The following is a 25,130-nucleotide window of genomic DNA, read 5'->3' as shown; positions in this document are numbered from 1 at the left end:
GCATAATTCTCGCACAATTTTATTTGTCTTATATTTGTTATTATATAAATCCGAAAATCTTTCCGACAGATGAAGAAGAATTATTTTATTATTTTGCTGGCCTGCCTGTTCTCCGGTCTGGTCAAAGCACAAGTTCAAAATGAAATCGACCCGCCATTCAACATAAAAACTGTTTCCTTTGTCCAAAACGGGCAAAATGTAATTCCAATATTCAATCTTCAGGAAGGATTCCAACTGCAATTTGACGACCTTTATGGTAATGAAGCCAATTATTATTATGAAATTGTACACTGCAATTATGATTGGACACCGTCACAACTGGTCAAAAGCGAATACATTCAGGGATTTGACAACCAGCGAATACAGGATTACGAAAATTCCTTTAACACGTTACAGCTTTACTCCCATTACCGACTCCCATTTCCAAATAAATTTACACAGTTTAGGGTGAGCGGTAATTATATCATCAAAATATTGAATGAAGACAGGGATGTTGTTTTTTCAAGAAAATTCATCCTGTATGAAGACCAGGTGTCGGTTCCTTTACAGATAAAAAGAGCCCGCGATGTACGCGACATCAATTACATGCACAATCTTGACTTTGCTATTAAGTCGGCCTCCATTACGTTTATCAATCCGCTGCAAAGTGTGAAGATCATGCTATTGCAAAACGGGCAGTTTAAGGAAGCCATCTACAATATCAAGCCGCAATATACCATCGGAAATGACTTGATTTACAAATACGATAAAGAAACACAATTTTGGGCCGGCAATGAATTCTTATATTTCGACAATAAGGAAATCAGGGCTGTTGTCAACAACATCAATTATGTGAGGGCAAAAGACCTTTATGAGCCGCATCTCTACATTAACAGAGCAAGAGCCAATCAGGTATATACTTATTATCCGGATGTCAACGGAAATTTCGTAGTGCGTAATTTCAACACCCAAAATAATGAAATAGAAGCCGACTATGCCTGGGTGTATTTCACATTAGATGCTCCAAACTACTTTGGAAAAAGCGACATCTATATTAATGGAATGTTTAACAATTATGCGATGAATGATGAAAACCGAATGGATTTCAATCAGAAAACCGGCATGTATGAAAAAGCAATCGTAATCAAACAAGGGTTTACCAATTACCAATATGTCATTGCAGATAAAAAAGGCAAAATAGACCATGCTAATGCCGTTGACGGTAATTTTTACCAAACCGAAAATAATTATCAGGTAATTGTTTATTATCGTGGTATTAATGAAAGATATGACAAAGTGATTGGAAGAGGAACTGCCAATTCCGAAAATATTGTAAATTAAAAAAGCTAAAAAACTGTTTTTAAAACCATTAAGCAAAATTTAGCAACAAAAACACCAATCCAATAGTATAAATTTGTACTTTTGAAACATTATTAGCATTCTATGGTTACGCAAATAACTCGAGGTATTAAAATTTCTGTTTTGACTAGTTTTGAAGGAACTTACTTCAAAAACTATAAGATTCATTTTGCCTTTAGTTATGAAATCACCATTGAAAACCATAGTAAGGATTCCGTACAGCTAATGTCCCGCCATTGGGAAATCTTTGATTCCTTAAACAACAAAGACTTTGTTGATGGTGAAGGCGTCATTGGAAAAAAACCGGTTCTTAAACCTGGCGAATCACACACCTACAGCTCAGGCTGCCTTCTCTCCTCTCCTTTTGGCGCTATGAAGGGCTATTTCAACATGATTAATTTCACCTCAACAAAAAGTTTCAGGGTTATTGTTCCTACTTTCAGGCTGAGCGCACCTTTCGCTTTGAATTAGCCCAAGTCTGTAAAAATTATAAATTCCATAAATCCGGAAGCAGTACCCATATGATTGTTATCAAAATGGTAATTCTTTCAAAGTTCCCTATTGATTTTGTATCTTTGCCGTGCAAAAATTTGATATTATTAAATATAAAAACAAATCAGTATGCCAAAAGGAATTTACAATGTCCCTAAAGCGGTTAACGAAGTAGTTAAGTCTTACGCTCCGGGAAGTCCAGAAAGAGAACAAATCTTAAAAACGTATAAAGAATTATATAATTCAACTGTAGATGTCCCTTTGTTTATTGGCGAAGAGGAAATCAAAACCGGAGACACCAAAAGACTGTTCCCACCATTTGACCACCAACATACTTTGGGTCAATACCACCAGGCTGACAAAGCTCTTGTAGAAAAAGCTATAGCATCAGCTTTAGAAGCGCGTAAAAAATGGGCTACCATGCCATGGGAACACAGAGCTGCTATCTTCTTAAAAGCTGCTGAATTATTGGCTGGTCCATACCGCGCTAAAATCAATGCGGCAACTATGATAGCCCAAGGAAAAACCGTTCACCAGGCAGAAATTGACTCGGCTTGTGAATTCATTGATTTCTTGCGTTTCAACGTGCAGTATATGACTGAAATTTATGCTCAGCAGCCTGTTTCTTCAGAAGGAATCTGGAACCGTTTGGAGCACCGTCCGCTAGAAGGTTTTGTTTATGCTATTACACCTTTTAACTTTACAGCCATTTCAGGAAACCTTCCTTCATGTGTTGCCTTGATGGGTAACGTGGTAGTATGGAAACCTTCTGCAACTCAAATCTATTCAGCAAACGTGATTATGGAAGTTTTCCAAAAAGCAGGATTGCCAAAAGGCGTCATCAACATGATTACCGGAGATTCAGGAATGATTACGGATACCATTTTAGACAGTCCTGATTTTGCCGGAATCCACTTTACGGGTTCAACGGGTGTATTCAACAGCATGTGGGCAAAAATTGGACAAAATATCAGCAAATACAAAACCTATCCTAGAATTGTGGGTGAAACCGGAGGAAAAGATTTCGTATGGGCACACCCTTCATCAAATCCGATTGAAGTAGCAACAGCATTAACACGCGGTGCTTTTGAGTATCAGGGACAAAAATGTTCGGCTGCTTCAAGAGCTTACATTCCTGTTTCCATCTGGAATGCTGTAAAAGACCGTTTTGTTGCTGATGTAAAATCATTCAAAATGGGCTCACCGGAAGACACTTCAAACTTTGTTTCTGCTGTAATTTCAGAATCATCATTCGATAAATTAGCTAAAGCTATTGATGAAGCCAAAGCATCGTCCGAAGCTGAAGTAATTGTTGGTGGTGGTTATGACAAATCTAAAGGATGGTTTATTGAACCAACAGTAATCGTTACTACCAATCCAAAATATGACACTATGGAGACAGAGTTGTTCGGACCTGTATTGACAGTATACGTTTATGAAGACGCTAAATGGGAAGAGTCACTTAAACTGGTTGACGAAACTTCAATTTATGCCTTAACCGGAGCTATCTTCTCTCAAGACCGTTATGCGATTGATGTTGCTACAAAAGCCCTGGTAAACGCTGCCGGAAACTTCTACATCAATGACAAGCCAACCGGAGCGGTTGTTGGACAACAACCTTTTGGTGGCGCGAGAGCTTCCGGAACAAACGACAAAGCCGGTTCTATTTTGAACCTACTTCGTTGGGTTTCTCCAAGAACAATCAAAGAAACATTTATTCCTGCAACTGACTACAGATATCCATTTCTTGGGTAGTGGATAGTTGTCAATCGATAGTCGAAAGTTGTAAAGTCGAAAGATTTAAAGATTTTTGACCACACATAAAAAAAGCCGAATCTGAATTCAGATTCGGCTTTTTACTTTATGCCTTTTTACCTTAATGACTTAGCACTTCAGGACCTTAACACTCACAAACTATCCACTATCCATTATCAACTATAAACTACCCACTACAAACTATCCCTTATATTTAAGCGGTAAATGAACCACTTTTTTAGTCTCAAAAAATTCATTATCAAAAAAAGCGGAAATATTATATTCCGTAGCTTTTGGAAAATCTTTTAATTCTTCTGTCAGGTCGCCGCCTTTCAGATATAAAATTCCGTTTTTGAGTTCGTGTTTCTGCTGTTTTTTGATTTTCAGCCTTACCCAGCTCACAAAATCGGGCATATTGGTAACGGCACGACTAACGATAAAATCAAAATCTCCCTTGACATTTTCCGCACGAATCTGTTCGGCTTTTACATTTTCGAGTTTTAAAGCTTCAGCAACTGCCTGCACCACTTTTATCTTTTTCCCAATAACATCAATCAGGTAAAATTGGGTTTCCGGAAAAAGGATAGCTAACGGAATTCCCGGAAAACCACCGCCTGTTCCCACATCCAGAATAGAAGTCCCCGGCTCAAACTCCTGAATTTTTGCAATTGCCAAAGAATGCAGTATGTGTTTTGTATACAATTCGTCAATATCCTTACGTGAAATAACGTTTATTTTTGCATTCCAATCGTGATAAAGTTCCTCTAATTTTTCAAACTGCTGCTTCTGAATATCAGACAGATTAGGGAAATATTTTAGAATTTCTTCCATTTTTAAAATTTTCACAAAAGTAAACATTTTCAGATTGAAATTTTTTAGGTTTTTATCCGTTTACATAAGCAAGAATCTTTACCTTTGAAGACTTTATTTTGATTAATTATAAATTACCATATGAATACCACAATTCCAACGTTTTCCAAAAATGACAGCTTGAAATTTTTTAGGACCCTAAACACTCGCGTCAACAATTATTTCAAGGAAAATAACATCAAAAAAACCGGAAACTGGAAATTGCATCTCAAGGCGATTATCATGTTCAGCCTTTTTCTAACTCCATATTTCCTGATATTGGCTCTGGACATGCCTTTTTGGCTTATGCTTTTGCTGTCCATCGTAATGGGAATCGGAATGGCCGGAGTAGGTATGAATGTGATGCATGATGGAAATCACGGCTCTTATTCCAATAAATCATGGCTTAATAAAATTATGGGAGGCAGTATATACATTCTGGCAGGAAACGTATACAACTGGCAAGTACAGCACAATGTCCTTCACCATACCTATACCAATATTCACGGACATGATGAAGATTTGGATGCCGGAAAAATCATCCGTTTCACACAAGATGCAAAATGGCACAGATTCCACAAATTCCAACACTACTATTCTGTTTTCTTATACGGTTTGCTGACATTCAACTGGGCAATCACAACCGATTTCAGACAGATGAAAAACTACCTCAGAAGAAAACTTTCCTATGGTGAGCCTCAAAGCCCTGTCAAATTATGGACCGTTTTGGTTATCACAAAAATCATCTACATTTCCATATGGCTGGCACTTCCAATGATATTAGGAATTTCCTGGTGGAAAGTTCTTTTAGGATTTCTGGTGATGCATTATACAGCCGGATTGATTTTAAGCATTATTTTCCAGTTGGCACACGTAGTAGAAGAAACGGCTAATCCTGTTCCAAATGATGAAGGGGAAATTGAAAACACCTGGGCTATCCACCAACTGTATACTACAGCCAATTTCGCTCCAAAAAACAAAATCGTTAATTGGTTTACCGGCGGATTAAACCACCAGATAGAACATCATATTTTTCCACATATCAGCCATGTTCATTACGGAAAAATTGCTGAAATCGTAAAACAGACAGCAAAAGAATGCAATCTGCCTTATCATGAATTCAAGACCATGCGAGGTGCAGTAGCAGCTCACTTCAGACACTTGAAAGAATTAGGACAGAATCCAGCAATGGCATAATTGACTAAAATATAAACAATACGTTTTTCATGAATCATTTATCGGATAGAATCAACAGATTATCAACTTCGCAAACCTTGGCAATGGCAGCATTGGCAAGAGAATTAAAAGCCCAGGGAAAAGACATCATCAGCCTGAGCTTAGGTGAGCCTGATTTTAATACGCCTGACTTCATCAAAGAAGCCGCAAAAAAAGCAATTGACGAAAACTACAGCACCTACACGCCTGTAGACGGTTATGCTGAACTGAAAGAAGCGATATGCAGAAAATTTAAAAGAGATAACAATCTTAATTATACACCTGCCAACATTGTCGTGTCAACAGGTGCCAAACAATCTTTATACAACGTTGCACAAGTAATGCTAAACGACGGTGACGAAGTAATTTTACCTGCTCCTTACTGGGTAAGCTATTACGAAATCATCAAAATGTCGGGTGGTATTCCGGTAGAAGTTCCTACTACCGTAGAAAGTGATTTCAAAATTACGCCGGAACAACTTGAAAAAGCGATTACACCAAAAACAAAAATGATTTGGTACAGCTCGCCATGCAATCCGAGCGGTTCTGTATACAGCCGCGAAGAACTGACTACATTGGCAAAAGTATTGGAAAAACATCCTGATATTTTTGTAGTAGCCGACGAAATCTACGAACATATTAACTTTTCGGGCACATTTTGTAGCATTGCCTCTATTCCGGGAATGTTTGACAGAACCGTAACTGTGAATGGTGTGGCTAAAGCTTTTGCCATGACCGGATGGAGAATCGGATATATTGGTGCTCCGGAATTTATTGCAAAAGCCTGTACTAAAATGCAGGGACAGGTAACAAGCGGTGCTAATTCAATAGCGCAAAGAGCAACAATCACAGCGGTTGATGCAGATCCTAGCGTATTAAATGACATGGTGGCCGCTTTTAAAAACCGCAGAAATTTAGTAGTAGGACTCATTAAGGAAATTCCGGGCCTAAAGCTAAATGTTCCTGAAGGTGCCTTTTATGTTTTCCCGGACGTTTCTTCCTTTTTTGGAAAAACACTGCGTGGCACTGAAATCAAAAATGCTGACGACTTTTCTATGTATCTTTTAGCAGAAGCCAACGTAGCCACTGTAACCGGTGATGCGTTTGGAAACCCAAACTGCATCCGCTTGTCTTACGCAACCAGCGAAGAACTGCTCACAGAAGCCTTGCGAAGAATCAAAGAAGTTTTAGCTTAAACAAATACGCCCTGAGGAAACTTGGGGCTTTTTATTTTATATTTATCCACAACCCTTTCAGGGTTTTGAACCCTGAAAGGGTTTTCAAAAACGATACTAAATGTCAAAAATACTACTACTCGGTTCCGGAGAATTAGGAAAAGAATTTACAATCGCAGCACAACGCATCGGACAAACGGTAATTGCTGTTGACAGCTATGAAAATGCCCCTGCCATGCAGGTAGCCCACGGATTTGAAGTTATCAATATGCTTGACGGAGAAGCATTAGACCGGATTGTAGCCAAACACCAGCCAGATTTTATAGTGCCTGAAATAGAAGCCATCCGCACAGAACGCTTTTATGATTATGAAAAGCAAGGATATACCGTAGTTCCTTCTGCAAAGGCAGCCAACTTCACAATGAACCGAAAAGCCATACGCGATTTGGCAGCCAAGGAACTGGGCCTAAAGACTGCAAATTACCGATATGCCACTTCTTCCGAACAACTGCACAAAGCCGTTGAAGAAATTGGAATTCCTTGCGTAGTAAAACCTTTGATGTCATCTTCAGGAAAAGGCCAATCCACCATCAAATCTCCTGAAGACATTGAAAAGGCATGGAACTATGCAGTGGAGGGCTCCAGAGGTGATGTTGTAGAAGTTATAGTGGAGGCTTTTGTAAAATTCAATTCCGAAATCACACTACTCACCATTACTCAAAATAACAATCCAACGCTTTTCTGCGCTCCGATTGGACATAGACAGGAACGTGGCGACTATCAGGAAAGCTGGCAGCCCGCCCGTATTTCAGACAAAGACCTGTTTGAAGCGCAGGACATGGCCGAAAAAGTAACCGAAGCTTTAGGAGGAGCCGGTCTTTTTGGGGTAGAATTTTTCCTGGCAGACGATGGCGTATATTTCTCCGAATTATCTCCAAGACCGCACGACACAGGAATGGTAACGTTGGCGAGAACACAAAATTTCAACGAATTTGAGTTGCATCTGAGAGCTATATTAAGCCTGCCTATTTTCGAAATAAAATTGGAAAAAGCAGGTGCAAGTGCCGTAATTCTCGCTTCCGAAAATTCTTCGAACCCAACTTATGAAGGTATCGAAAAAATTGCCGGACTTGCCAAAACCGACTTTAGGATTTTTGGCAAACCAACCACAAGACCCTATCGTAGAATGGCGGTAGCCCTGACTAATGATTCTCTTGACACTCCAATAGAAGAAGTAATCGAAAGAGCTAAAAATGCTGCCCAATTAGTAACTGTAAAATAATACACTCATGAAAAACATCATCGCTATCGCTTTCCTGTTCTTATCTTTTACTGTAAGCGCGCAAAACTCCGGCGCTAAACAAGCCAATCCAAAAAAGACAGCTCCAAAATCCCAAATAGTGGAAGCGTCCTGCGGACAATGCCAGTTTGGAATGAAGGGACACGGCTGTGACCTGGCCGTCCGTATAGACGGAAAACCTTATTTTGTAGACGGCAGCGGAATCGATGACCATGGAGATGCACATGCAAGTGACGGTTTTTGCTCTAAAATCAGAAAAGCAGAAGTTACCGGAGAAGTCAAAAACAATCGTTTTGTAGCAACTTCATTCAAGTTGCTTCCTGAGAAAAAATAATTTATAAACTTCATATATACTACTTAGCGGCTCTGTGTCTTTGCGTGAAATAATCTACGCAAAGACGCAGAGCCGCTAATGATATGAAGAAGAAATATAGAAAGTAAAATTGTTGTGATTTCTTTATTCAGCACAAACTTCCCCGGTATTAGAATCTGGGAAATCATTTAATCTGTAGCTGAAAAAATTATTTCTTTTTTTACCTAACACGCCCACTAGTTGTTTAATCACTGCATTAAAAAAGCGCCAAAATCAGGCGCTTTTCTTTTTATTTTTTCTTTCCGATGTTCTTGTTTTCAAAACTCGAAACATCAATCACTTCTTCTAAATCAACATCAAAAGAAATTGTGATGGAATCGCCTACAACCGTTACGGGCAGTTCATTTGACAATTGAGATGACCCAACAAAAATATTAGGATAATCTTTCACCGTAAAATAATAAAAACTGTTTCCGTTCTTGACATCGCTGCTGATTCTTGTCACTACCGACTTTATACTTTTCTTACTGGTTATGCTTTCCGGATTTATACCATTGTCTGCCATGTTATAAACGTTTTTGTAGGACATTAAGGTTTCACGCATTGTATTTCCTACGCCTACAATAGTATAATCACTTATGGAAACCATCGCAAACATTTTTACCAGACCTCCATCATCTTTAAGTGTCATGACATAGGTCGGGATATTATTGATTACATACGGAATGGGCAATGAAGCATGATATCCCTTTTCCTGTACCTTCCCTTCGGCCGAACTCTGTGCCGCATATTCTGTTGCACCGCTTTGCTTATAATAGGTTGTTTCTTTGGTTCGTGTATCTACCAATACAAATCCTACGGTTGATTCTTCTTTACCAACAGACGACAAGCCGGTATACCAATACGATTTATGGTTCTCTCCATAAACCAAAGTCAGTCCTTCTGTAGTCTGCAACTTATTTTCATTCGAAAAGTTCCAATAGCCATGAACATATTCGCCCCAATCATTAAGCTGTTCTTCAACAAAACTTATCGGCTGGATTCGGTCAACCCATAAAGGCGTATTGTCAATATTATATTCCTTTATTTCTCCGGTCTGCGCATCAACCGTTAAAACACCGGTAGCATCGTTTCCGGCAAAACCTATCGTTTTTTTGTATTTGGTAACAATCCAATACGGATTTCCGGCATCATCAATTTCAAAATTAAAATCTTCTAATCCGGTTGTTGCATATCCGTTGAAATAAACATGCCTGTCAATTCTTGAACCAAAATAAGCCGATGGCTGGAATTTAATTTTAAGCGGTTTTCCGTTAATATTCTGAATCAGCTTCACATCTCTTTCATTGGTAGCAGAAACCATTACATAACCCGGCGTACCTTCTGAATTGTTATACCATTTGAAAAATCCGGTGTGCAGCAAAGGTGCCACCCAATATAATTCGTCATTTACCTTTTGTATGGTAAACTCCCCTATTTCTGCCTGAGAACCTAATGATGGCTGAGAACCGATAATCTTTTCACCCAAAAGCATGGCAAGCTCTTCATCAACAACCCTAATCTTGTCCAAAGAAATAGGTGCTATATGATTTTTAAGGTCGTCTCCGTTTTCAACCTTACCTATTAATTTTTGATAAGCACTGCTTCTAAACATCGGGAGTGAAGTTAACAGAGGCACAACCAACAAATACAACATAAGTCCAAAAGACAGGAAAAACAGTATTTTGTTCGTTCGTGAAAAAACATTCAGTTTCCTTGCTTTAGCTGTTACTTCGACTTTTGAAAAAATTATAATCGCCAGAAATATCAGAAATAACAATAGCAGTGGCAAACCCACAAAGCCATAATTAATTACGGGCAATATGTTGTAAAATAAAAAGAATCCGATTAAAAGCAGGATAAAAATCAGAATAGTTTTTTTCATGGTAGTGTTTTATTTGGTTTGCTTAATAAGTCGGTGAACATTAAAAATGTTACATCACTTATGAAGCAGATTTATAAAGATTTTTTACCTTTATAATACGCTGAATGCAAACACTAAAAAAAGAACGTCATGGAAGACAAGAAAGAATATTCAAATGGAGAGGTAACTGTGGTTTGGCAAGCTGAAAAATGCATCCATTCAGCCAATTGCGTTAAAAACAATCCACAGGTATTTCAGCCTAAAATGAGACCCTGGATTAATATTGAAGGCTCATCAAGTGATAAAATTATCGAAACAGTAAAAAAATGCCCTTCAGGAGCTTTAAGTTTTTATCAAAATAATCAGTCATAATTCGACATACTTGATTATATAACTCCGTTTTCTTATAATTTTCGCAAAAACAACGATTGAATTTTACGTTTTACAAAATTTTAACATTTCAATCTCTACTTTTGTTTTTGAGCACCAAACCCCTATTCTATGAAGCTACTCATTGTTGAAGACGAGCCTAATCTTTTGTCGATTATCCGAAAAGGACTTTCCGAAAAAAACAATGAAGTCAGTGTTGCTCTTGACGGCACTACTGCTCTGGAAATGATACAGAATCATAATTTTGATGTGATTGTCATGGATATTATGTTGCCGGATATTAACGGAATAGAGATTTGCAGACGGCTTAGGGCTTCTAAAAATTTTGTACCAATTCTCTTATTAACCGCGTTGGGAACCACAGAAAACATTGTTACCGGATTGAACGCCGGCGCTGATGATTACCTGGCCAAACCTTTCAAATTTTCAGAACTGGAAGCCCGCATAGGTGCTTTGGCAAGAAGGTCAAACCAGGACCATAAGCCTAATGATAAAATTCAGATAGATGATTTGGAAATCGATTCACGTTCAAAAACCGTCAAACGCAATGGTGAAATAATACAACTCACAGCCAAAGAATTCAAATTATTATATTATCTGGCAAAAAATACGGAAATCATCCTTTCCCGCGAAAAGATTCTGGATAATGTATGGGACATTAATTTTGACATGAATACGAATGTCGTTGATGTTTACATCAATTATCTGAGAAACAAAATAGACAAACCTTACCAAAATAAATTAATCCACACCATCAAGGGTCTTGGATATGTTATAAAATCACAATCCTGATGCAGATACGAAAAAAAATTACCGCCACTTATATTGCACTCTCCTGCTTTAGCACCTTGCTTTTGAGCGTTTTGGTTTTTTTTCTGTTCAAGCAGAATAATGAATATTATTTTTTAAAAAGACTTCAGGACAGGGCAAAAATTGCTTCTTCAATCTATTATCAAAACGACCTCCGCAAGACGCGCTATTTTCAGGAATTCAAAAAAGAAGGACTTGAAGAGCTGGTAGAAGAAAAAGACTTCGTACTAAAAGTAAACGGAGAAAATACTTTTGAATATAATACAGACCTGCACCTTCCTCCGGAATTTTATGCCAATGTAATGAAAACCGGCTCCAGCTGGATTGAAGAAAATTACAGCTATTATTACGGTCAGATTTTTAAGGAATCCGGACAAAAATATATGGTAATCGTTACGGCTAAAGACCGAAGAGGATATACCAGCGCTATCTATATGATACAGATTTTAGTGTTGGGAGGAGCCGGATTTCTGGTTTTGGCTTTCTTTTTCGGAAGACTTCTGGCACGACGGGTTATTGACCCAATGGCTAGAATTACCAAAGAAGTTAAAAGAATCAGCGCTTCCAATCTTCATAACAGATTAGCAGACGCAGAAGGAAATGACGAGATTTCCGATCTTGCAAAAACCTTTAATGATATGTTGGACCGTCTGGAAACTTCTTTCGAAATACAGGCCAACTTTATCAACAATGCATCACACGAATTAAAAACACCAATCACCACAATTATAGCAGAAACCGAAATCATGCTCTTAAAAGAAAGAGAAGTTGAAGAATATGTAGGTTCATTAGAAAATATAAATCGCCAGGCTACAAAACTGGGGAACTTAACCGAAAGTCTGCTGAAATTGACCCAAACCGGATATGACGGAACCAAGCAGGTTTTGGATATTGCCAGAATCGATGAGCTCCTTTTGGAAGCAAAAGCTTCAATCGACACTTTATTTCCGGACAACCGTGTCAACATCAAGCTAAACGCCATTCCGGAAGACGAATCCTTGCTGACTATTCCCTGCAACAGACCATTGCTGGAACTGGCACTAAATAATATTATTTCAAACGGCGTAAAATATTCAGACAATGACGAGGTTTTTGTAACGCTTTCTGCCGACAAGTCCAAAATTAAAATTGCGATTACCGATATAGGAATTGGTATTCCGCCTGAAGATATTCCTTATCTGTATGAGCCTTTCTTTCGCGGAAAAATTGCATCCAAATATAACGGTTATGGTTTAGGACTGCCTTTGGCAATGAAAATCATCCGGATGCACAACGGAGAGCTGCATATTCAATCTGAAACCGGAAAAGGTACCGTTGTAAACATTACCTTCCACAAAACCAACATTAGAAATTCTAATCTGAAATCTTAGGAAATTCTAATTTTAATCTAAGTCCGTTCTAATTTCGTCCCACTTATTTTGTATGTATAATCAAAACCGATATACATATGAAAAATCTATTAATACCATCAACATTAGAAAAGGACACTATTAATGCCATAAAAGTTGCCATCCAACAGTCAAAAGGAAAAAGCTGTACCATATACTTAGCTTTGGTTAGTGAGATTCCGGACACTTACTCCTCTGCCGCATTTTTAAGAAACATTAAAAGCGACATGAGTGTTTCGCAAAAAAGCATTTTGCATAGTTGCCGCGAACTGGTTGCCGCTTCACAAAACTGCTCTCTAAAAATCCACAATCAATACGGAATTTCTGCTCCGGTAATGAAAAACCTGATGGAGCATCTTAACATTGAATTGACAATACTGACTCCTTCTTATAAAAACACCGAAAGAAGAATTCACAATCAATTCCTGCAGATTCTTGCCAATTGCAAATGCCCGATACTCCACCTGAGTCCAAACTTCGAGGAACAGGATTTGAGCAAAGCCCTGTATTTGGAACAGACAAAATCAAAACTGCATGTAGAAGACCTGCAGGAACTTGTTCAAAATCATTTTGATTTCAGAATTGTAAGCCAGGCCACCATTTTTAATGACCAAAAGCCCGAAGAGATTCAACCTTTACTCACAGAGACCATTACAAAAAACAACATCAATGTTTTAATAGAAACAAGAAAACCTAAAAAAATCAAGCTGAAAAATAAAAATTTCAGCATCAATGAAAGCTTCGGATTGCCTGTATTGTCCTTATATGAGGAAATTGTCTAAATCCGGAAGCCATGGAAAAATTATTAAAAAACAAAACATATTTATATGCTACTAAAAAAGAAAATACCAATGAAATATGTACTGGGAAAAATCAAAATCGAGCTTTTCTTAGTCATCCTATACGTTATCTCCTTTGAAATTTTCCTTTATTATTACGGGACAAACGCTATAAACATTCCAATTGCAATCCCAACAATTATCGGAACCATCATATCACTTCTGTTGGCATTTAAATCCAACCAGGCCTATGACCGCTGGTGGGAAGCACGAATCATTTGGGGTGCTATCGTAAACGACTCCAGAACATTAATCAGACAGGTTATTGCTTTCTATAAGGACCCGGATTTTTCTGTGGAAGCTAATGATTTCAAAGAAAATTTTGCAAAAAGACAGGCTGCCTGGTGTTACAGCCTTAGCCAGTCATTGCGAGGAAAAGACCCTTTAAAAGCAGTAAAGCAAATTTTAAGTGACGAAGATTTCAAATATATTAAAAAGCACAAGCACGTTCCTAATGCAATATTGCTGTTGCATTCCAAAGACCTGAAAAAAGCTAACGAACAAGGAAAAATAAACACTTACCAGCAAGTAGAGATTGACAATACGCTGACAAGATTATGTGATTCTATGGGAAAGTGTGAAAGAATCAAAAATACAATTTTCCCGACAACCTATAGCATGTACATCCGTTTCACGTTGTGCCTTTTTATCATCCTTTTGCCTTTTGGGCTTACGGATTTATTAGGCTGGCTACAGATTCCGCTGGTAACAACCATTGGTGCGGCATTTTTCCTGATTGAAAAGATGGCTATCCACCTGCAGGATCCGTTTGAGAACCGACCAACAGATACGCCAATGACTGCTATTTCAAGTACAATCGAAAAGAACCTGGTTCAGATGGTAAATGAATTCCGTGACGAATTTGAAACTCCGGCCAAAAAACCTGAAGTTGAACTCCATCATATACAACCTGTTAAAAATTCGTATTTTGTACTGTAGTTTAATCCCTTTTTCTAAACCGGCCTTCCATTAAGGCCGGTTTTTAGTTTATACAGAAACATTTTATACTCTCTTTATTTGTTATATCTGAAAAAATTTTACTTTTACATAAATCTAACAAAACAATTTATGAAGACAAACACTTTCAGAAGCATTGCTGGCAAAGCATTCTTAATCTTAGGATTTTTATCCTTCACTTTTTTTGTTTCATGTTCTAACGACAGCAATCCTGAGGCGGTAGCAGAGAAATTCTTAAACCACATCAACAAAGGAGAATTTAAGGAAGCAAAAGAATATTGTGATGAGCAAACTGCTTCATTAATCGGAATGATGGAATCTATGGCTGGCGCTAAAAAAGACGAGCTAAAAAAGAACGACGCAAAAGTTGAAATTATTTCTTCTGAAGTTAAAGACGATAAGGCTACAGTAAAATACAAAACTGTTGGAGGAAAAGCAGAAGCTGCTGCTGAGCAAACTCTTAACCTTGTGAAAGTTGACGGAAAATGGAAAGTAACTATCGACAAAGAAAACGCTAACAAAGAAGGAGCTAAAGCTCCAGGTGCTGATATGGAAGCTACTGATTCTTTGGCAGCCCCTGCTGATGAACCAGTTGTTCCTGCTGATTCAACAGAAACAGCAGAATAATCTAACAAACCCTAACATTTAAAAAAGCATTGCCTAATGAAGAAATTTATCTTTTATACGGCAATGCTTTTTGTTTTAGGAATTATTGCCTACAAACTTTTCTTTTATTTTGATAAAAAATCAGAACAGAAGGCCATCCTAAAAAATGAAGCCATAACCCGACTTTCGGAAGATGAACTTTCAAAAATCGAGGAAGGCGATTTTATACTCCGCAGAGGCTTTGGCTTTTTTAGCGATTATATTTCCAAAGAGCTCAATTCAGGACCTATTGACGTAACACATGCGGGCATTATCATAAAGAAAAATGACTCACTCTATGTCGTACATTCTTTATCCTCAGATGTGACAGACGTTGACGGATTACAGCTACAACCGCTTAAAGAGTTCCTTAAATATTCTTTCCCCAACAAAATCATCGTAACACGTGCCAAAAATTGCGACAAAAAAATGGGAGCGCAAATTTCACAACTGGCTCAAAAATATCTGGCCATGCATATTCCGTTTGACCACAAAGGAGATTTTGACGATGATACAAAATTTTTCTGTACCGAAATGATTTGGAAAATTTTGGAAAAAGACCTGCATAGTGTCACCCTGCCTACCGAAGCTGCGGCGCGAAAAAAATTCTTTTTTTCTATGACTCCGATGTATGATACCCAATATTTCGACATTAAGATAAATCAATACGATATTAAGAATAAATAGTATTTTTGCGACAATAAACAAAACCGAGAACAAATGAAGGCATACGTATTTCCAGGTCAGGGAGCCCAATTCACAGGAATGGGAAAAGACCTATACGAACAATCAGAACTAGCAAAAGAATTATTCGAAAGAGCCAATGCTATTTTAGGCTTTCGAATCACAGATATTATGTTTGAAGGAACAGCTGAACAGCTGAAAGAAACCAAAGTAACGCAACCTGCCGTTTTCCTCCACTCTGTTATCCTTGCCAAAACATTGGGCAATGATTTCAAACCGGAAATGGTAGCCGGTCACTCTTTAGGCGAATTTTCTGCCCTGGTTGCCAATGGCACCCTATCATTCGAAGACGGACTAAAATTGGTTTCACAAAGAGCCATGGCCATGCAAAAAGCCTGCGAAATTACTCCTTCTACCATGGCAGCAGTTTTAGGTTTAGAAGACCATATTGTTGAGGAAGTTTGTGCTTCTATTGACGGCATTGTAGTGGCTGCTAACTATAACTGTCCGGGACAGCTTGTAATTTCAGGTGAGACGACAGCAGTTGAAAAAGCCTGTGAAGCCATGAAAGCTGCCGGAGCAAAACGCGCCCTGATTCTTCCTGTTGGAGGTGCTTTCCACTCTCCAATGATGGAACCTGCCAGAGAAGAATTGGCTGCTGCTATCGAAAATACGGTTTTTTCCCAACCTATATGTCCGGTATACCAAAATGTGCCTGCAAGCGCAGTTTCTGACCCAATTGAGATTAAGAAGAATCTTATCACACAATTGACAGCTCCTGTAAAGTGGACACAGTCTGTACAGCAAATGATTAAAGATGGTGCCACTTCTTTTACAGAAGTAGGACCTGGAAAAGTACTGATTGGATTGGTCAATAAAATTGACAAAGAAGCGGCTACTTTCTCTGCCTAATCTATTATACAGCATAAAAAAATCCCGCATTTAATAAATGCGGGATTTTTTATTATTTAGCTTCTGATTTTCTTTTCCCATTTCCAGGCACTTTCGATAGCTTCATCCAGAGTCGATTGTGCTTTCCAACCCAACACAGAATTTGCCTTTTGGGTATCTGCATAAGCTTCTATTACATCACCATCACGTCTTTCAACCAATTTATAAGGTAATTTTTGTCCGCTGACTTTTTCAAAAGAACGAATAACCTCTAAAACGCTGCTACCTTTACCTGTTCCCACATTAAAAACTTCAACAGCAGTCTCATTTTTTTTGTCAATCAATCGTTTCAGGGCAACAACATGGGCTTTAGCCAAATCTACAACATGAATATAGTCACGGATGCATGTACCGTCAGGCGTAGGATAATCTGAACCAAAAACCGAAAGTTCCTTCCTCATTCCTATACCTGTCTGAGTAATAAAAGGCACCAGATTTTGCGGCACTCCGATAGGAAGTTCTCCAATTTCTGCCGAAGGATGCGCTCCAATCGGGTTGAAATAACGCAAAAGAATCGCATTAATATTAGACACTTTTGCTACATCCCGGATTATTTCCTCACCTATCTGTTTTGTATTTCCATATGGAGAAGCCGCCAGTTGAATAGAAGCATCTTCTGTTATTGGCATTTTTTCTGCCTGACCATATACCGTACAGGAAGAACTAAAAATAAAATCGGCTCCTGGCTTTGACTGCAATTCCTGCAATATATAAACCAAAGCGTTAATATTATTTTCATAATATAATAGTGGATTTTCCACGCTCTCACCTACTGCTTTTGAGGCCGCAAAATGAATAACCCCCGCAATATCGTTGTATTTTTTAAAAAAGGCCCTTACAGCTTCTTTTTCTCTCAAATCAAGATTTTCAAAAATCGGTTTTTGGCCGGTAATCGCCTCAATTCCATGCAGAACCTTTTCTTCAGCATTTGAAAGATTATCAATAATTACGACTTCAAAACCTTCGTTCTGCAATTCGACAACTGTATGTGAGCCAATGAAACCTAAGCCTCCTGTTACTAATATTTTTTTCAATTTACTTACTCTTTTGATAGACGATGGAAAAATTAAAAAGGTGTTTGCTGTTTTTGTAAAATTCTTGTACTATGCCAGGAATTCCAAAATAGAATCTGTGATAAACTTAATCTGCTCGTCGTCCAGTTCTGTATGCATTGGCAATGAAATTACTTCCTGCACCAATTGGTTTGTAATCGGGAAATCTTCTTCCTTATAACGTGGGTCAAGATAGGCTTTCTGGCTGTGCAACGGAATTGGGTAGTAAATGGCACATGGAATGCCCTTATCCAATAAATGCTGCATTAAAGCATTTCGGTCTGCATCCAATATTCTTAAAGTATATTGGTGGAAAACATGCGAATCTCTTTCACCTGCAATATAAGGTGTAACTATTTTGTCATGATTTGCCAAAGCCTGGCTGTATTTTTGAGCCGCAAGCTGTCTTGCCGCATTATATTCATCCAAAAGCGGAAGTTTTGCATTTAAAACCGCTGCCTGTATGCTATCCAAACGGGAATTTACCCCAACAACATCGTGGTGGTAGCGCACATACATACCGTGGTTTACTATGCCTCGCAGCTTGTGAGCCAAATCGTCATCATTGGTAAAAATAGCTCCACCGTCACCATAACATCCTAAATTTTTGGAAGGGAAAAAGGAAGTTGAAGCCACATGACCTATCACACCTACTTTTTCTTTTTTGCCATCAAAATATTTGTAGTTTGCTCCAATTGCCTGAGCATTATCTTCAATCACATACAAATTATGTTCTTTTGCCAACTGCATGATGACCTCCATATTGGCTGCCTGTCCAAAAAGGTGAACCGGAACAATAGCTTTGGTTTTTGGCGTAATTGCTTTTTTTATCGCCTCGACAGAAATATTAAAAGTATCTATTTCAACATCTACCAAAACCGGAGTCAGCTGCAAAAGGGCAATTACTTCTACTGTTGCCGCAAAAGTAAAATCTGCCGTGATAACCTCATCCCCTGGTTTTAAATCCAGCGCCATCATGGCAATCTGCAAAGCATCAGTTCCATTAGCACATGGAATCACGTGTTTTGCTCCCAGGTATTCTTCAAGATTTTTTTGAAATTTGTGAACTTCAGGTCCGTTAATATAGGTATTAGTATCGAGAACTTCCTGAATAGAATTGTTTACTGTTTCCTTTATATTTTCGTATTGACCTTTAAGGTCAACCATTTGGATTTTTTTCATCTAAATTAAATTTAAAACAAGCAAAACTACTAATAAAATGACGGACGACCAATGAAATTTCTCGAAACTAGCGTATTTTAGCAATTCAAAATCAGGCGTATGTTTTTTCTTTATAATCTGTTGGTAATCATTGCGGGATATGCCCTAAAGGCAATCGCATTTTTCAATCCGAAAATGAAGCTTTTTGTAAACGGCAGAAAAAATGTTTTCAGAACTTTAGGCAACAAAATCCAGCCAACAGACAAAACCATCTGGTTTCATTCGGCTTCGCTTGGTGAATTTGAGCAGGGACTTCCTGTTATGGAAAAAATCCGCGGCCTGTATCCGGAACATAAAATCGTACTGACCTTTTTTTCGCCTTCGGGATATGAAGTCAGGAAAAACTCAACTGCAGCAGATGTAATCGTATACCTTCCGTTGGACACGAAAAAAAATACTGCTGAATTTCTAAGGCTGGTACATCCTGAAATGGCATTTTTTATCAAATATGAATACTGGCCGAATTATTTAAAGGAATTAAAGGAACAGAACATCCCAACCTATCTTTTCTCCGGTATTTTCAGAAAAGACCAGATTTTCTTTAAATGGTATGGCGGTTTTTACAGAAAAGCCCTGACCGCTTTCAAGATGTTTTTTGTACAGAATGAAAGTTCCAAATTATTATTACAACAAATTGGTTTTCAAAATGTAAAAATAAGCGGCGACACTCGTTTTGACCGGGTATTAAAAATCCTGAACAGAGACAACTCTTTAGATTTTGTAGAAAAATTCAAAGACGGCAAACTGACTGTCGTTTGTGGAAGTACCTGGCCAAAAGACGAAACCCAATTGGTTAATTTCATAAACACCAATCCTTTTGGCGTCAAATTTATCATCGCTCCTCATAATGTAAAACCCGAACAGATTAGCGAACTGAAAAACAGCATTTCAAAAAAGACTATACTGTTTTCTGAACTAAAGAATAAAACCCTGGCAGATTATGATGTTTTTATCATTGACACAATTGGCATCCTGACAAAAATCTACAGTTATGCGGACATTGCTTATGTAGGAGGCGGTTTTGGAACCTCCGGTTTGCATAATATTTTAGAGCCCGCCACTTTTGGCATACCCATCATTATCGGACCAAATTACATTAAATTTTCAGAAGCTGTTGCCTTAGTAGGAATGGGCGGCTGCATTCCGGTAAAAAACAAAAAAGAATTAGAAGAAACCCTTTCTTTCTTAATCCAAAACGAAGACGAACGTTCTGAAAAAGGGCATATTGCCAGCACTTTTGTCCAGATGAATAAAAACGCCACAGAAATAATCCTGAAGAATTTATAAAACTATAATCCAAAAAAAACATGACAACTTTCAGACCTATACAAACTTCAGACATTGATACCATCGTACCCATGATGCAGGAATTTTACAGCATCGATAATTACCCCATTGATATTGCTATTTCCAAAGCCTTATTTTTGGAATTCATAGAAAATCCGCACCTGGGAAAAGCCTGGCTGATTTATTCCGATGAAGAAATAGTAGGCTATATAATACTGACATTTGTTTTTAGCTTTGAATACAAAGGAACTATCGCTTTTTTGGATGAATTATACATTTCGGATAAAGCACGTGGCAAAGGGATAGGCAAAAAGGCATTGGACTTCATCCATCAGGAAGCCCTTTCACTGTCACTTAAAATCATCTACCTCGAAATAGAGAATCACAACGAGATTGCCCAGAAATTATACCTCTCTAAAGATTTTGTGGTTCACAACCGAAGCCTCATGAAACTGACGCTAAAATAACTTCCTAAGAACACTTAAAAATTTCAGAAACCGTTAAATAGTTCGGTTTTGGAGCAAAAAATTGTAAATTGCGACCTCTAAACTTCAATTTTTACCTATGAAATTTTTAAGACTTATTGTCCTTTTACTGGTTCTTCCTGCCTATTCGCAGCAAGGCGGAATGTGGATTCCATCACTTTTAAAAGGGATGAATGAAACAGAAATGAAAAATCTGGGAATGAAAATGTCGGCTTCAGACATTTATGACGTAAACAAATCGAGCCTTAAAGATGCAGTACCTCAATTTAACGGTGGCTGTACTTCCGAAGTTATCTCTCCAAAAGGATTACTTCTTACCAACCATCACTGTGGTTTTGGAGAAATCCAATCCCACTCCACTATAGACCATGATTATTTGACAGATGGTTTCTGGGCCATGAGTCTGGAAGAAGAACTTCCAAATCCGGACCTTGAGGTAACCTTTATCGTAAAAATTGAGGACGTAACTGCCAAAATTTTAGATGGAGTTGCAGCTATTTCTTCAGAAGCTGATAAACAGAAAAAAATTCAGGAAAACATCGCTTCCCTGACAAAGTCTTCTCCAAAGGAAGCCTGGCAGGAAAACCGTATCCGTACTTTTTATGAAGGAAACCAATACATCCTTTTTGTAGTTGAAAGCTATAAAGACGTGCGTTTGGTTGGTGCTCCGCCATCATCTATCGGAAAATTCGGTTCCGATACAGACAACTGGGTATGGCCAAGACACACAGGAGATTTCTCTTTGTTCAGAATTTATGCAGACAAAAACAATCGTCCGGCGGCCTATTCAAAAGACAACGTGCCTTATACCCCAAAACACTATCTTCCGGTTTCTATAAAAGGGGTAGAAGAAAATGATTTCACGCTTGTTTTCGGATATCCTGGCAGAACCACGGAATATCTTCCTTCTGTTGCCGTAGAACAGATTATAAACGAATTAAATCCTGCTAAAATTGAAATCAGAGACAAAGCCTTAAAAGTGGCCGACGGCTTTATGAGAAAAGATAAGGCAATCAAAATCCAATATGCTTCCAAATATGCCAGCATTGCCAACTATTGGAAAAAATGGATTGGCGAAACCCAGGGCTTGAAAAAATCAAATGCCATTGAAGCAAAAAAGAAATTTGAAAAAGACTTTCTTGAAAAAGTAAACAAAGCCGGAAAACAGGCTGAATATGGAAATCTGTTTACAGACTTTGAAAAAAATTATAAAGAAATTGCTCCGTATGCTTTAAGCAGAGACTATTTTACTGAGGTCGTTTTAAGAAATACGGAAATGTTAACTATAGGCTACCGTCTTTACCAATTGGAACAGGTATATAATGCCCGAGGAGAACAATCTTTTAAAGACAGAAAAGAAGCAACCATCAAAGCTTTGGAAGAAACTTATAAAGATTTCAACGCTACTGTAGACGAAAAAGTTTTTGAACAGTTAATCGAATTATATGCTACCAAAGTACCAAAGCAGTTTTTGCCGGCCAGCATGAAAAATTCAGATTATAAAAAACTGACCGACAAAATTTACGACCAGTCAAAACTGACAACATACAAAGGCCTGAAAGAATTATTGATCGGCGATACAAAAAGTGTCCTGGCTAAGATTAATGCAGACAAAGGTTATCAGTTTGTAAAATCGATGGCAGATGTTTACCTAAAAGAGGTGGCTCCAAAATATGACGAAATCAATCTTAGGATTGCGGCATTACAAAGAACCTACATGAAAGGCATTTTAGAGTTAAGCCCTAAAGAAGCAAGAATTTTTCCGGATGCCAACAGCACCTTAAGAGTAACCTATGGAAAAGTAAAAGGCTATTCTCCAAGCGATGCCGTTACCTATAACCACACTACCTATCTGGATGGTGTAATGGAAAAATACATTCCCGGCGATTATGAATTTGACGTACCTGCTAAACTGATTGACCTTTATAATAAAAAAGATTACGGACAGTATGGCAAAAACGGTAAGATGCCGGTTTGTTTTATTGGAACTAACCACACTACTGGAGGAAATTCAGGAAGCCCGGCTATAGATGCCAAAGGAAATCTTATCGGATTAAACTTTGACCGTGTATGGGAAGGAACAATGAGTGATATTTACTATGACCCTGCTATTTGTAGAAATATTATGGTCGATATGAGATATGTGCTTTTTATCATTGACAAATTTGCCGGCGCAAAACACCTAATCAATGAAATGAAGGTCGTTGGAGGAAAGAAATAATTGATAATTTACGCCCTGTTTTTTTAAAGATTGACGAAAAATAGGGCGGCAAATTTGAAAATTTGACGAATCGGAACTTCAATCAGGGTTTTTAACAAGCATTGAATGACAAAGACCTCATTTAAAGCCTTGTAATTCAAGGAATTTATTTTAAAAAAAAATCTTTAAAAAAAAGTTCAATAAATATTTTAAGATATTAAAAAATTTATATCTTTGCTCCGAATTAATAATTAACCTTTATAATTTAGTAAGATGAAAAAAGTTGTATTAAGCTTAGCATTAGTTGCTACTATGGCATTTGTTTCTTGCAAAGAAACTGAAAAACCAGCTGAAGAGGCTGCTGTTGAAGCTACAGAAGTTGAGGCTACTCAAGCTGTTGAAAATGCTGAAGTAAACGCTGAAGCTACTGTTGATAGCACTAAAGTTGCTGAAGAAGCTAAAGTTGAAGAAGCTAAAGCTGAAGCTGCTGCTCCTGCTAAACAATAATTAGCACACAGTAAAAAAAATAACCCTGCCAAAAGCAGGGTTTTTTTATGCCTTATAGTTAAAATAGCCATAAGGAAGTTTATAACAGACAGGCATTATTCTACATCTATATTATCCAGAAACTTTGCGGCTCTGCACCTTTGCGAGCAATTATTTCACGCAAAGGCGCAGAGCCGCAAACAAGAAAAACACAAACTTATTATTGTTTAAGATTTAATCTTTGTTAATCAATTAAATTTAAGGCAAATCTGCAAAAATATCGGCTCCGGTAAAATCCAACACCTCGGCTTTGGGCACATACAAAGCCACTTCGGCTATTCCTTTTGCCAAACGTAATTCCGTATTGAATTTCCGGCTAACCGCATAAATCTTACTGTCTATAATCAGTTTATAGAAATACTTGCCACTGGAGGCCTTAAATTTCAAACAGAGTGCTGTTTCTGCCTTTGCCTTGATAATTTCAATATCGCTCTCGCAATCCATTTTCAATTCATACGTCATACTGGTAAAGACAATCTTACCTTTTCGCGAAGTATAAACAAACTTGTAGTGATCTTCATCTTTTTTACTGATAACGAATGCGCCCATATAAAATCCAAAATAGTTAAAGACAAAAAAGCCTCTCAATAGAGAGGCTTTTTCATTAATTGATTACTCTTTTTAATGATAGTAGTCCAAATATAAGAATAAATTTGAGTCTTCACAAGAAGACATTAATAATTGAAAGGCTAAAATTACAAACATATTGAATGCCAACACTAAAGAACATCGCGTATTTTAAAACAATTCTTCACATTAACCTTCAAAGACTCCTTGCCAGGCTTTTCATAAGAATTACCATATTTTTATCTTATACAACCTAAAACGGTTTTTGGAAACAGGGTGTCGGAATTCAGCCATACAAACAGGAATTAGACTGGGGAAATACACAGCAGTTCCTTGTAGAAAAATCAGGCAATGAAGATTTGCTAACAAAGATAAAGCCCGGAACCAGATTGAAATTAAACAATAGCAAAATCCTGACTGTTAAATATATTACAGATATGAAAATAGACTAGTGGATAAGGATCGGATTAACCGAAGTCTTTCAGGTCTTGCAGACGTGGCAGGTTTCCAAACTATATTACAATCCTATAAAATAAAAAAAGCACCCAAAAGGTGCTTTTTTATTTTCACGTGAAAATTTTTATTCCTGCAAAAAAGGGGGATTACTGTTTTACAATTTTCAGTGTCTGTGTATTATCGGCAGAGGCTACCTTTACCAAATAGGTTCCTGGCGACAAAACAGATAAATTGAGTGCTGCTTCATTGGCCTGAATGGACTTGCTGAATATTTCCTGGCCCAGCAGATTGTATATGGAAACGGCTGTAATT

Annotated in this window: 25 protein-coding genes; 19 read left to right on the top strand and 6 right to left on the bottom strand. The window is 37.8% G+C overall.

All coding sequences use genetic code 11. The features are described 5' to 3' along the window. Positions 1-69: 69 nt before the first annotated feature. From BGO88_RS08530 to pruA, 3 genes are all read left to right on the top strand, one after another. Positions 70-1,320: a type IX secretion system plug protein gene (locus tag BGO88_RS08530; RefSeq protein WP_286706602.1), complete on the top strand. Its 1,251-nt coding sequence runs from the start codon at positions 70-72 to the stop codon at positions 1,318-1,320. A gap of 102 nt (positions 1,321-1,422) precedes the next feature. After that, complete coding sequence (gene apaG, locus BGO88_RS08525) at positions 1,423-1,809, top strand: Co2+/Mg2+ efflux facilitator ApaG/CorD (RefSeq protein WP_056068235.1); 387 nt, start codon at positions 1,423-1,425, stop codon at positions 1,807-1,809. Between the two features lie 150 nt (positions 1,810-1,959). After that, positions 1,960-3,585: an L-glutamate gamma-semialdehyde dehydrogenase gene (gene pruA, locus BGO88_RS08520; RefSeq protein WP_286706601.1), complete on the top strand. Its 1,626-nt coding sequence runs from the start codon at positions 1,960-1,962 to the stop codon at positions 3,583-3,585. A 201-nt stretch (positions 3,586-3,786) separates the two neighbouring features. On the opposite strand, the gene rsmG is transcribed toward pruA, so the two are convergent. Beyond that, positions 3,787-4,416 (bottom strand): 16S rRNA (guanine(527)-N(7))-methyltransferase RsmG, encoded by a 630-nt coding sequence (gene rsmG / locus BGO88_RS08515; RefSeq protein WP_056068472.1) that lies wholly within the window; start codon positions 4,414-4,416, stop codon positions 3,787-3,789. A 120-nt stretch (positions 4,417-4,536) separates the two neighbouring features. Between rsmG and BGO88_RS08510 the strand changes: the two genes are divergently transcribed. The 4 genes from BGO88_RS08510 to BGO88_RS08495 all read left to right on the top strand — a co-directional run bounded on the left by BGO88_RS08510 (position 4,537) and on the right by BGO88_RS08495 (position 8,458). Next, positions 4,537-5,631, top strand: a complete 1,095-nt coding sequence (locus BGO88_RS08510) for a fatty acid desaturase family protein (protein WP_056068231.1) — start codon at positions 4,537-4,539, stop codon at positions 5,629-5,631. A 29-nt stretch (positions 5,632-5,660) separates the two neighbouring features. After that, a complete protein-coding gene (locus tag BGO88_RS08505; protein ID WP_286706600.1) occupies positions 5,661-6,845 on the top strand; it encodes a pyridoxal phosphate-dependent aminotransferase in 1,185 nt (394 codons plus the stop codon). Positions 6,846-6,945: 100 nt separating this feature from the next. Next, complete coding sequence (gene purT, locus BGO88_RS08500) at positions 6,946-8,106, top strand: formate-dependent phosphoribosylglycinamide formyltransferase (protein ID WP_286706599.1); 1,161 nt, start codon at positions 6,946-6,948, stop codon at positions 8,104-8,106. A gap of 7 nt (positions 8,107-8,113) precedes the next feature. Then, positions 8,114-8,458, top strand: a complete 345-nt coding sequence (locus BGO88_RS08495) for a DUF6370 family protein (RefSeq protein WP_101471311.1) — start codon at positions 8,114-8,116, stop codon at positions 8,456-8,458. A gap of 268 nt (positions 8,459-8,726) precedes the next feature. Here BGO88_RS08495 and BGO88_RS08490 read toward each other — a convergent pair whose 3' ends face one another. After that, positions 8,727-10,361, bottom strand: a complete 1,635-nt coding sequence (locus tag BGO88_RS08490; RefSeq protein ID WP_286706598.1) for a hypothetical protein — start codon at positions 10,359-10,361, stop codon at positions 8,727-8,729. Positions 10,362-10,490: 129 nt separating this feature from the next. Between BGO88_RS08490 and BGO88_RS08485 the strand changes: the two genes are divergently transcribed. The 8 genes from BGO88_RS08485 (at position 10,491) to fabD (ending at position 16,965) form a co-directional block, all read left to right on the top strand. Beyond that, positions 10,491-10,712, top strand: coding sequence for a (4Fe-4S)-binding protein (locus BGO88_RS08485; protein WP_056068468.1), 222 nt, complete (start codon positions 10,491-10,493; stop codon positions 10,710-10,712). Between the two features lie 129 nt (positions 10,713-10,841). Continuing rightward, the gene (locus BGO88_RS08480) at positions 10,842-11,522 is read left to right on the top strand and encodes a response regulator transcription factor (RefSeq protein ID WP_056068221.1); all 681 of its coding nucleotides are present in this window, start codon (positions 10,842-10,844) and stop codon (positions 11,520-11,522) included. Then, positions 11,522-12,910, top strand: a complete 1,389-nt coding sequence (locus BGO88_RS08475; RefSeq protein WP_056068219.1) for a HAMP domain-containing sensor histidine kinase — start codon at positions 11,522-11,524, stop codon at positions 12,908-12,910. The genes BGO88_RS08480 and BGO88_RS08475 overlap by 1 nt, the downstream gene beginning before the upstream one ends. 77 nt (positions 12,911-12,987) lie before the next feature. Continuing rightward, complete coding sequence (locus BGO88_RS08470; protein WP_286706597.1) at positions 12,988-13,710, top strand: hypothetical protein; 723 nt, start codon at positions 12,988-12,990, stop codon at positions 13,708-13,710. Between the two features lie 69 nt (positions 13,711-13,779). Then, a complete protein-coding gene (locus BGO88_RS08465) occupies positions 13,780-14,706 on the top strand; it encodes a bestrophin family protein (RefSeq protein ID WP_235498569.1) in 927 nt (308 codons plus the stop codon). Between the two features lie 129 nt (positions 14,707-14,835). After that, a complete protein-coding gene (locus BGO88_RS08460) occupies positions 14,836-15,351 on the top strand; it encodes a DUF4878 domain-containing protein (protein WP_056068213.1) in 516 nt (171 codons plus the stop codon). A 36-nt stretch (positions 15,352-15,387) separates the two neighbouring features. Continuing rightward, positions 15,388-16,056, top strand: a complete 669-nt coding sequence (locus BGO88_RS08455; RefSeq protein WP_286706596.1) for a YiiX/YebB-like N1pC/P60 family cysteine hydrolase — start codon at positions 15,388-15,390, stop codon at positions 16,054-16,056. A gap of 33 nt (positions 16,057-16,089) precedes the next feature. Further along, positions 16,090-16,965, top strand: coding sequence for an ACP S-malonyltransferase (gene fabD / locus BGO88_RS08450; protein WP_056068209.1), 876 nt, complete (start codon positions 16,090-16,092; stop codon positions 16,963-16,965). A gap of 56 nt (positions 16,966-17,021) precedes the next feature. On the opposite strand, the gene galE is transcribed toward fabD, so the two are convergent. Then, entirely contained in the window at positions 17,022-18,038 is a 1,017-nt protein-coding gene (galE, locus tag BGO88_RS08445) for a UDP-glucose 4-epimerase GalE (protein ID WP_101472030.1), read from the bottom strand. A gap of 69 nt (positions 18,039-18,107) precedes the next feature. Further along, positions 18,108-19,238 (bottom strand): DegT/DnrJ/EryC1/StrS family aminotransferase, encoded by a 1,131-nt coding sequence (locus BGO88_RS08440; RefSeq protein ID WP_286706595.1) that lies wholly within the window; start codon positions 19,236-19,238, stop codon positions 18,108-18,110. A 99-nt stretch (positions 19,239-19,337) separates the two neighbouring features. Between BGO88_RS08440 and BGO88_RS08435 the strand changes: the two genes are divergently transcribed. The 4 genes from BGO88_RS08435 to BGO88_RS08420 all read left to right on the top strand — a co-directional run bounded on the left by BGO88_RS08435 (position 19,338) and on the right by BGO88_RS08420 (position 23,756). Further along, a complete protein-coding gene (locus BGO88_RS08435) occupies positions 19,338-20,564 on the top strand; it encodes a 3-deoxy-D-manno-octulosonic acid transferase (protein ID WP_286706594.1) in 1,227 nt (408 codons plus the stop codon). A 20-nt stretch (positions 20,565-20,584) separates the two neighbouring features. Further along, a complete protein-coding gene (locus BGO88_RS08430) occupies positions 20,585-21,031 on the top strand; it encodes a GNAT family N-acetyltransferase (RefSeq protein WP_056068200.1) in 447 nt (148 codons plus the stop codon). Between the two features lie 97 nt (positions 21,032-21,128). Next, positions 21,129-23,270: a S46 family peptidase gene (locus BGO88_RS08425; protein WP_286706593.1), complete on the top strand. Its 2,142-nt coding sequence runs from the start codon at positions 21,129-21,131 to the stop codon at positions 23,268-23,270. 252 nt (positions 23,271-23,522) lie between these two features. Next, positions 23,523-23,756, top strand: a complete 234-nt coding sequence (locus BGO88_RS08420) for a hypothetical protein (protein WP_101471300.1) — start codon at positions 23,523-23,525, stop codon at positions 23,754-23,756. A 237-nt stretch (positions 23,757-23,993) separates the two neighbouring features. On the opposite strand, the gene BGO88_RS08415 is transcribed toward BGO88_RS08420, so the two are convergent. Beyond that, positions 23,994-24,344: a hypothetical protein gene (locus tag BGO88_RS08415; RefSeq protein WP_056068195.1), complete on the bottom strand. Its 351-nt coding sequence runs from the start codon at positions 24,342-24,344 to the stop codon at positions 23,994-23,996. A 620-nt stretch (positions 24,345-24,964) separates the two neighbouring features. Beyond that, on the bottom strand, positions 24,965-25,129 hold the full coding sequence (locus BGO88_RS17390; protein ID WP_353743398.1) for a T9SS type A sorting domain-containing protein: 165 nt from the start codon (positions 25,127-25,129) through the stop codon (positions 24,965-24,967). Position 25,130: the final 1 nt, after the last annotated feature.

Source organism: Flavobacterium sp. 38-13, from assembly GCF_001899155.1.
Lineage (GTDB): Bacteria > Bacteroidota > Bacteroidia > Flavobacteriales > Flavobacteriaceae > Flavobacterium > Flavobacterium lindanitolerans.
Note: the sequence above shows the minus strand (reverse complement) of the source record. Positions and strands in the feature narration are given on the sequence as shown.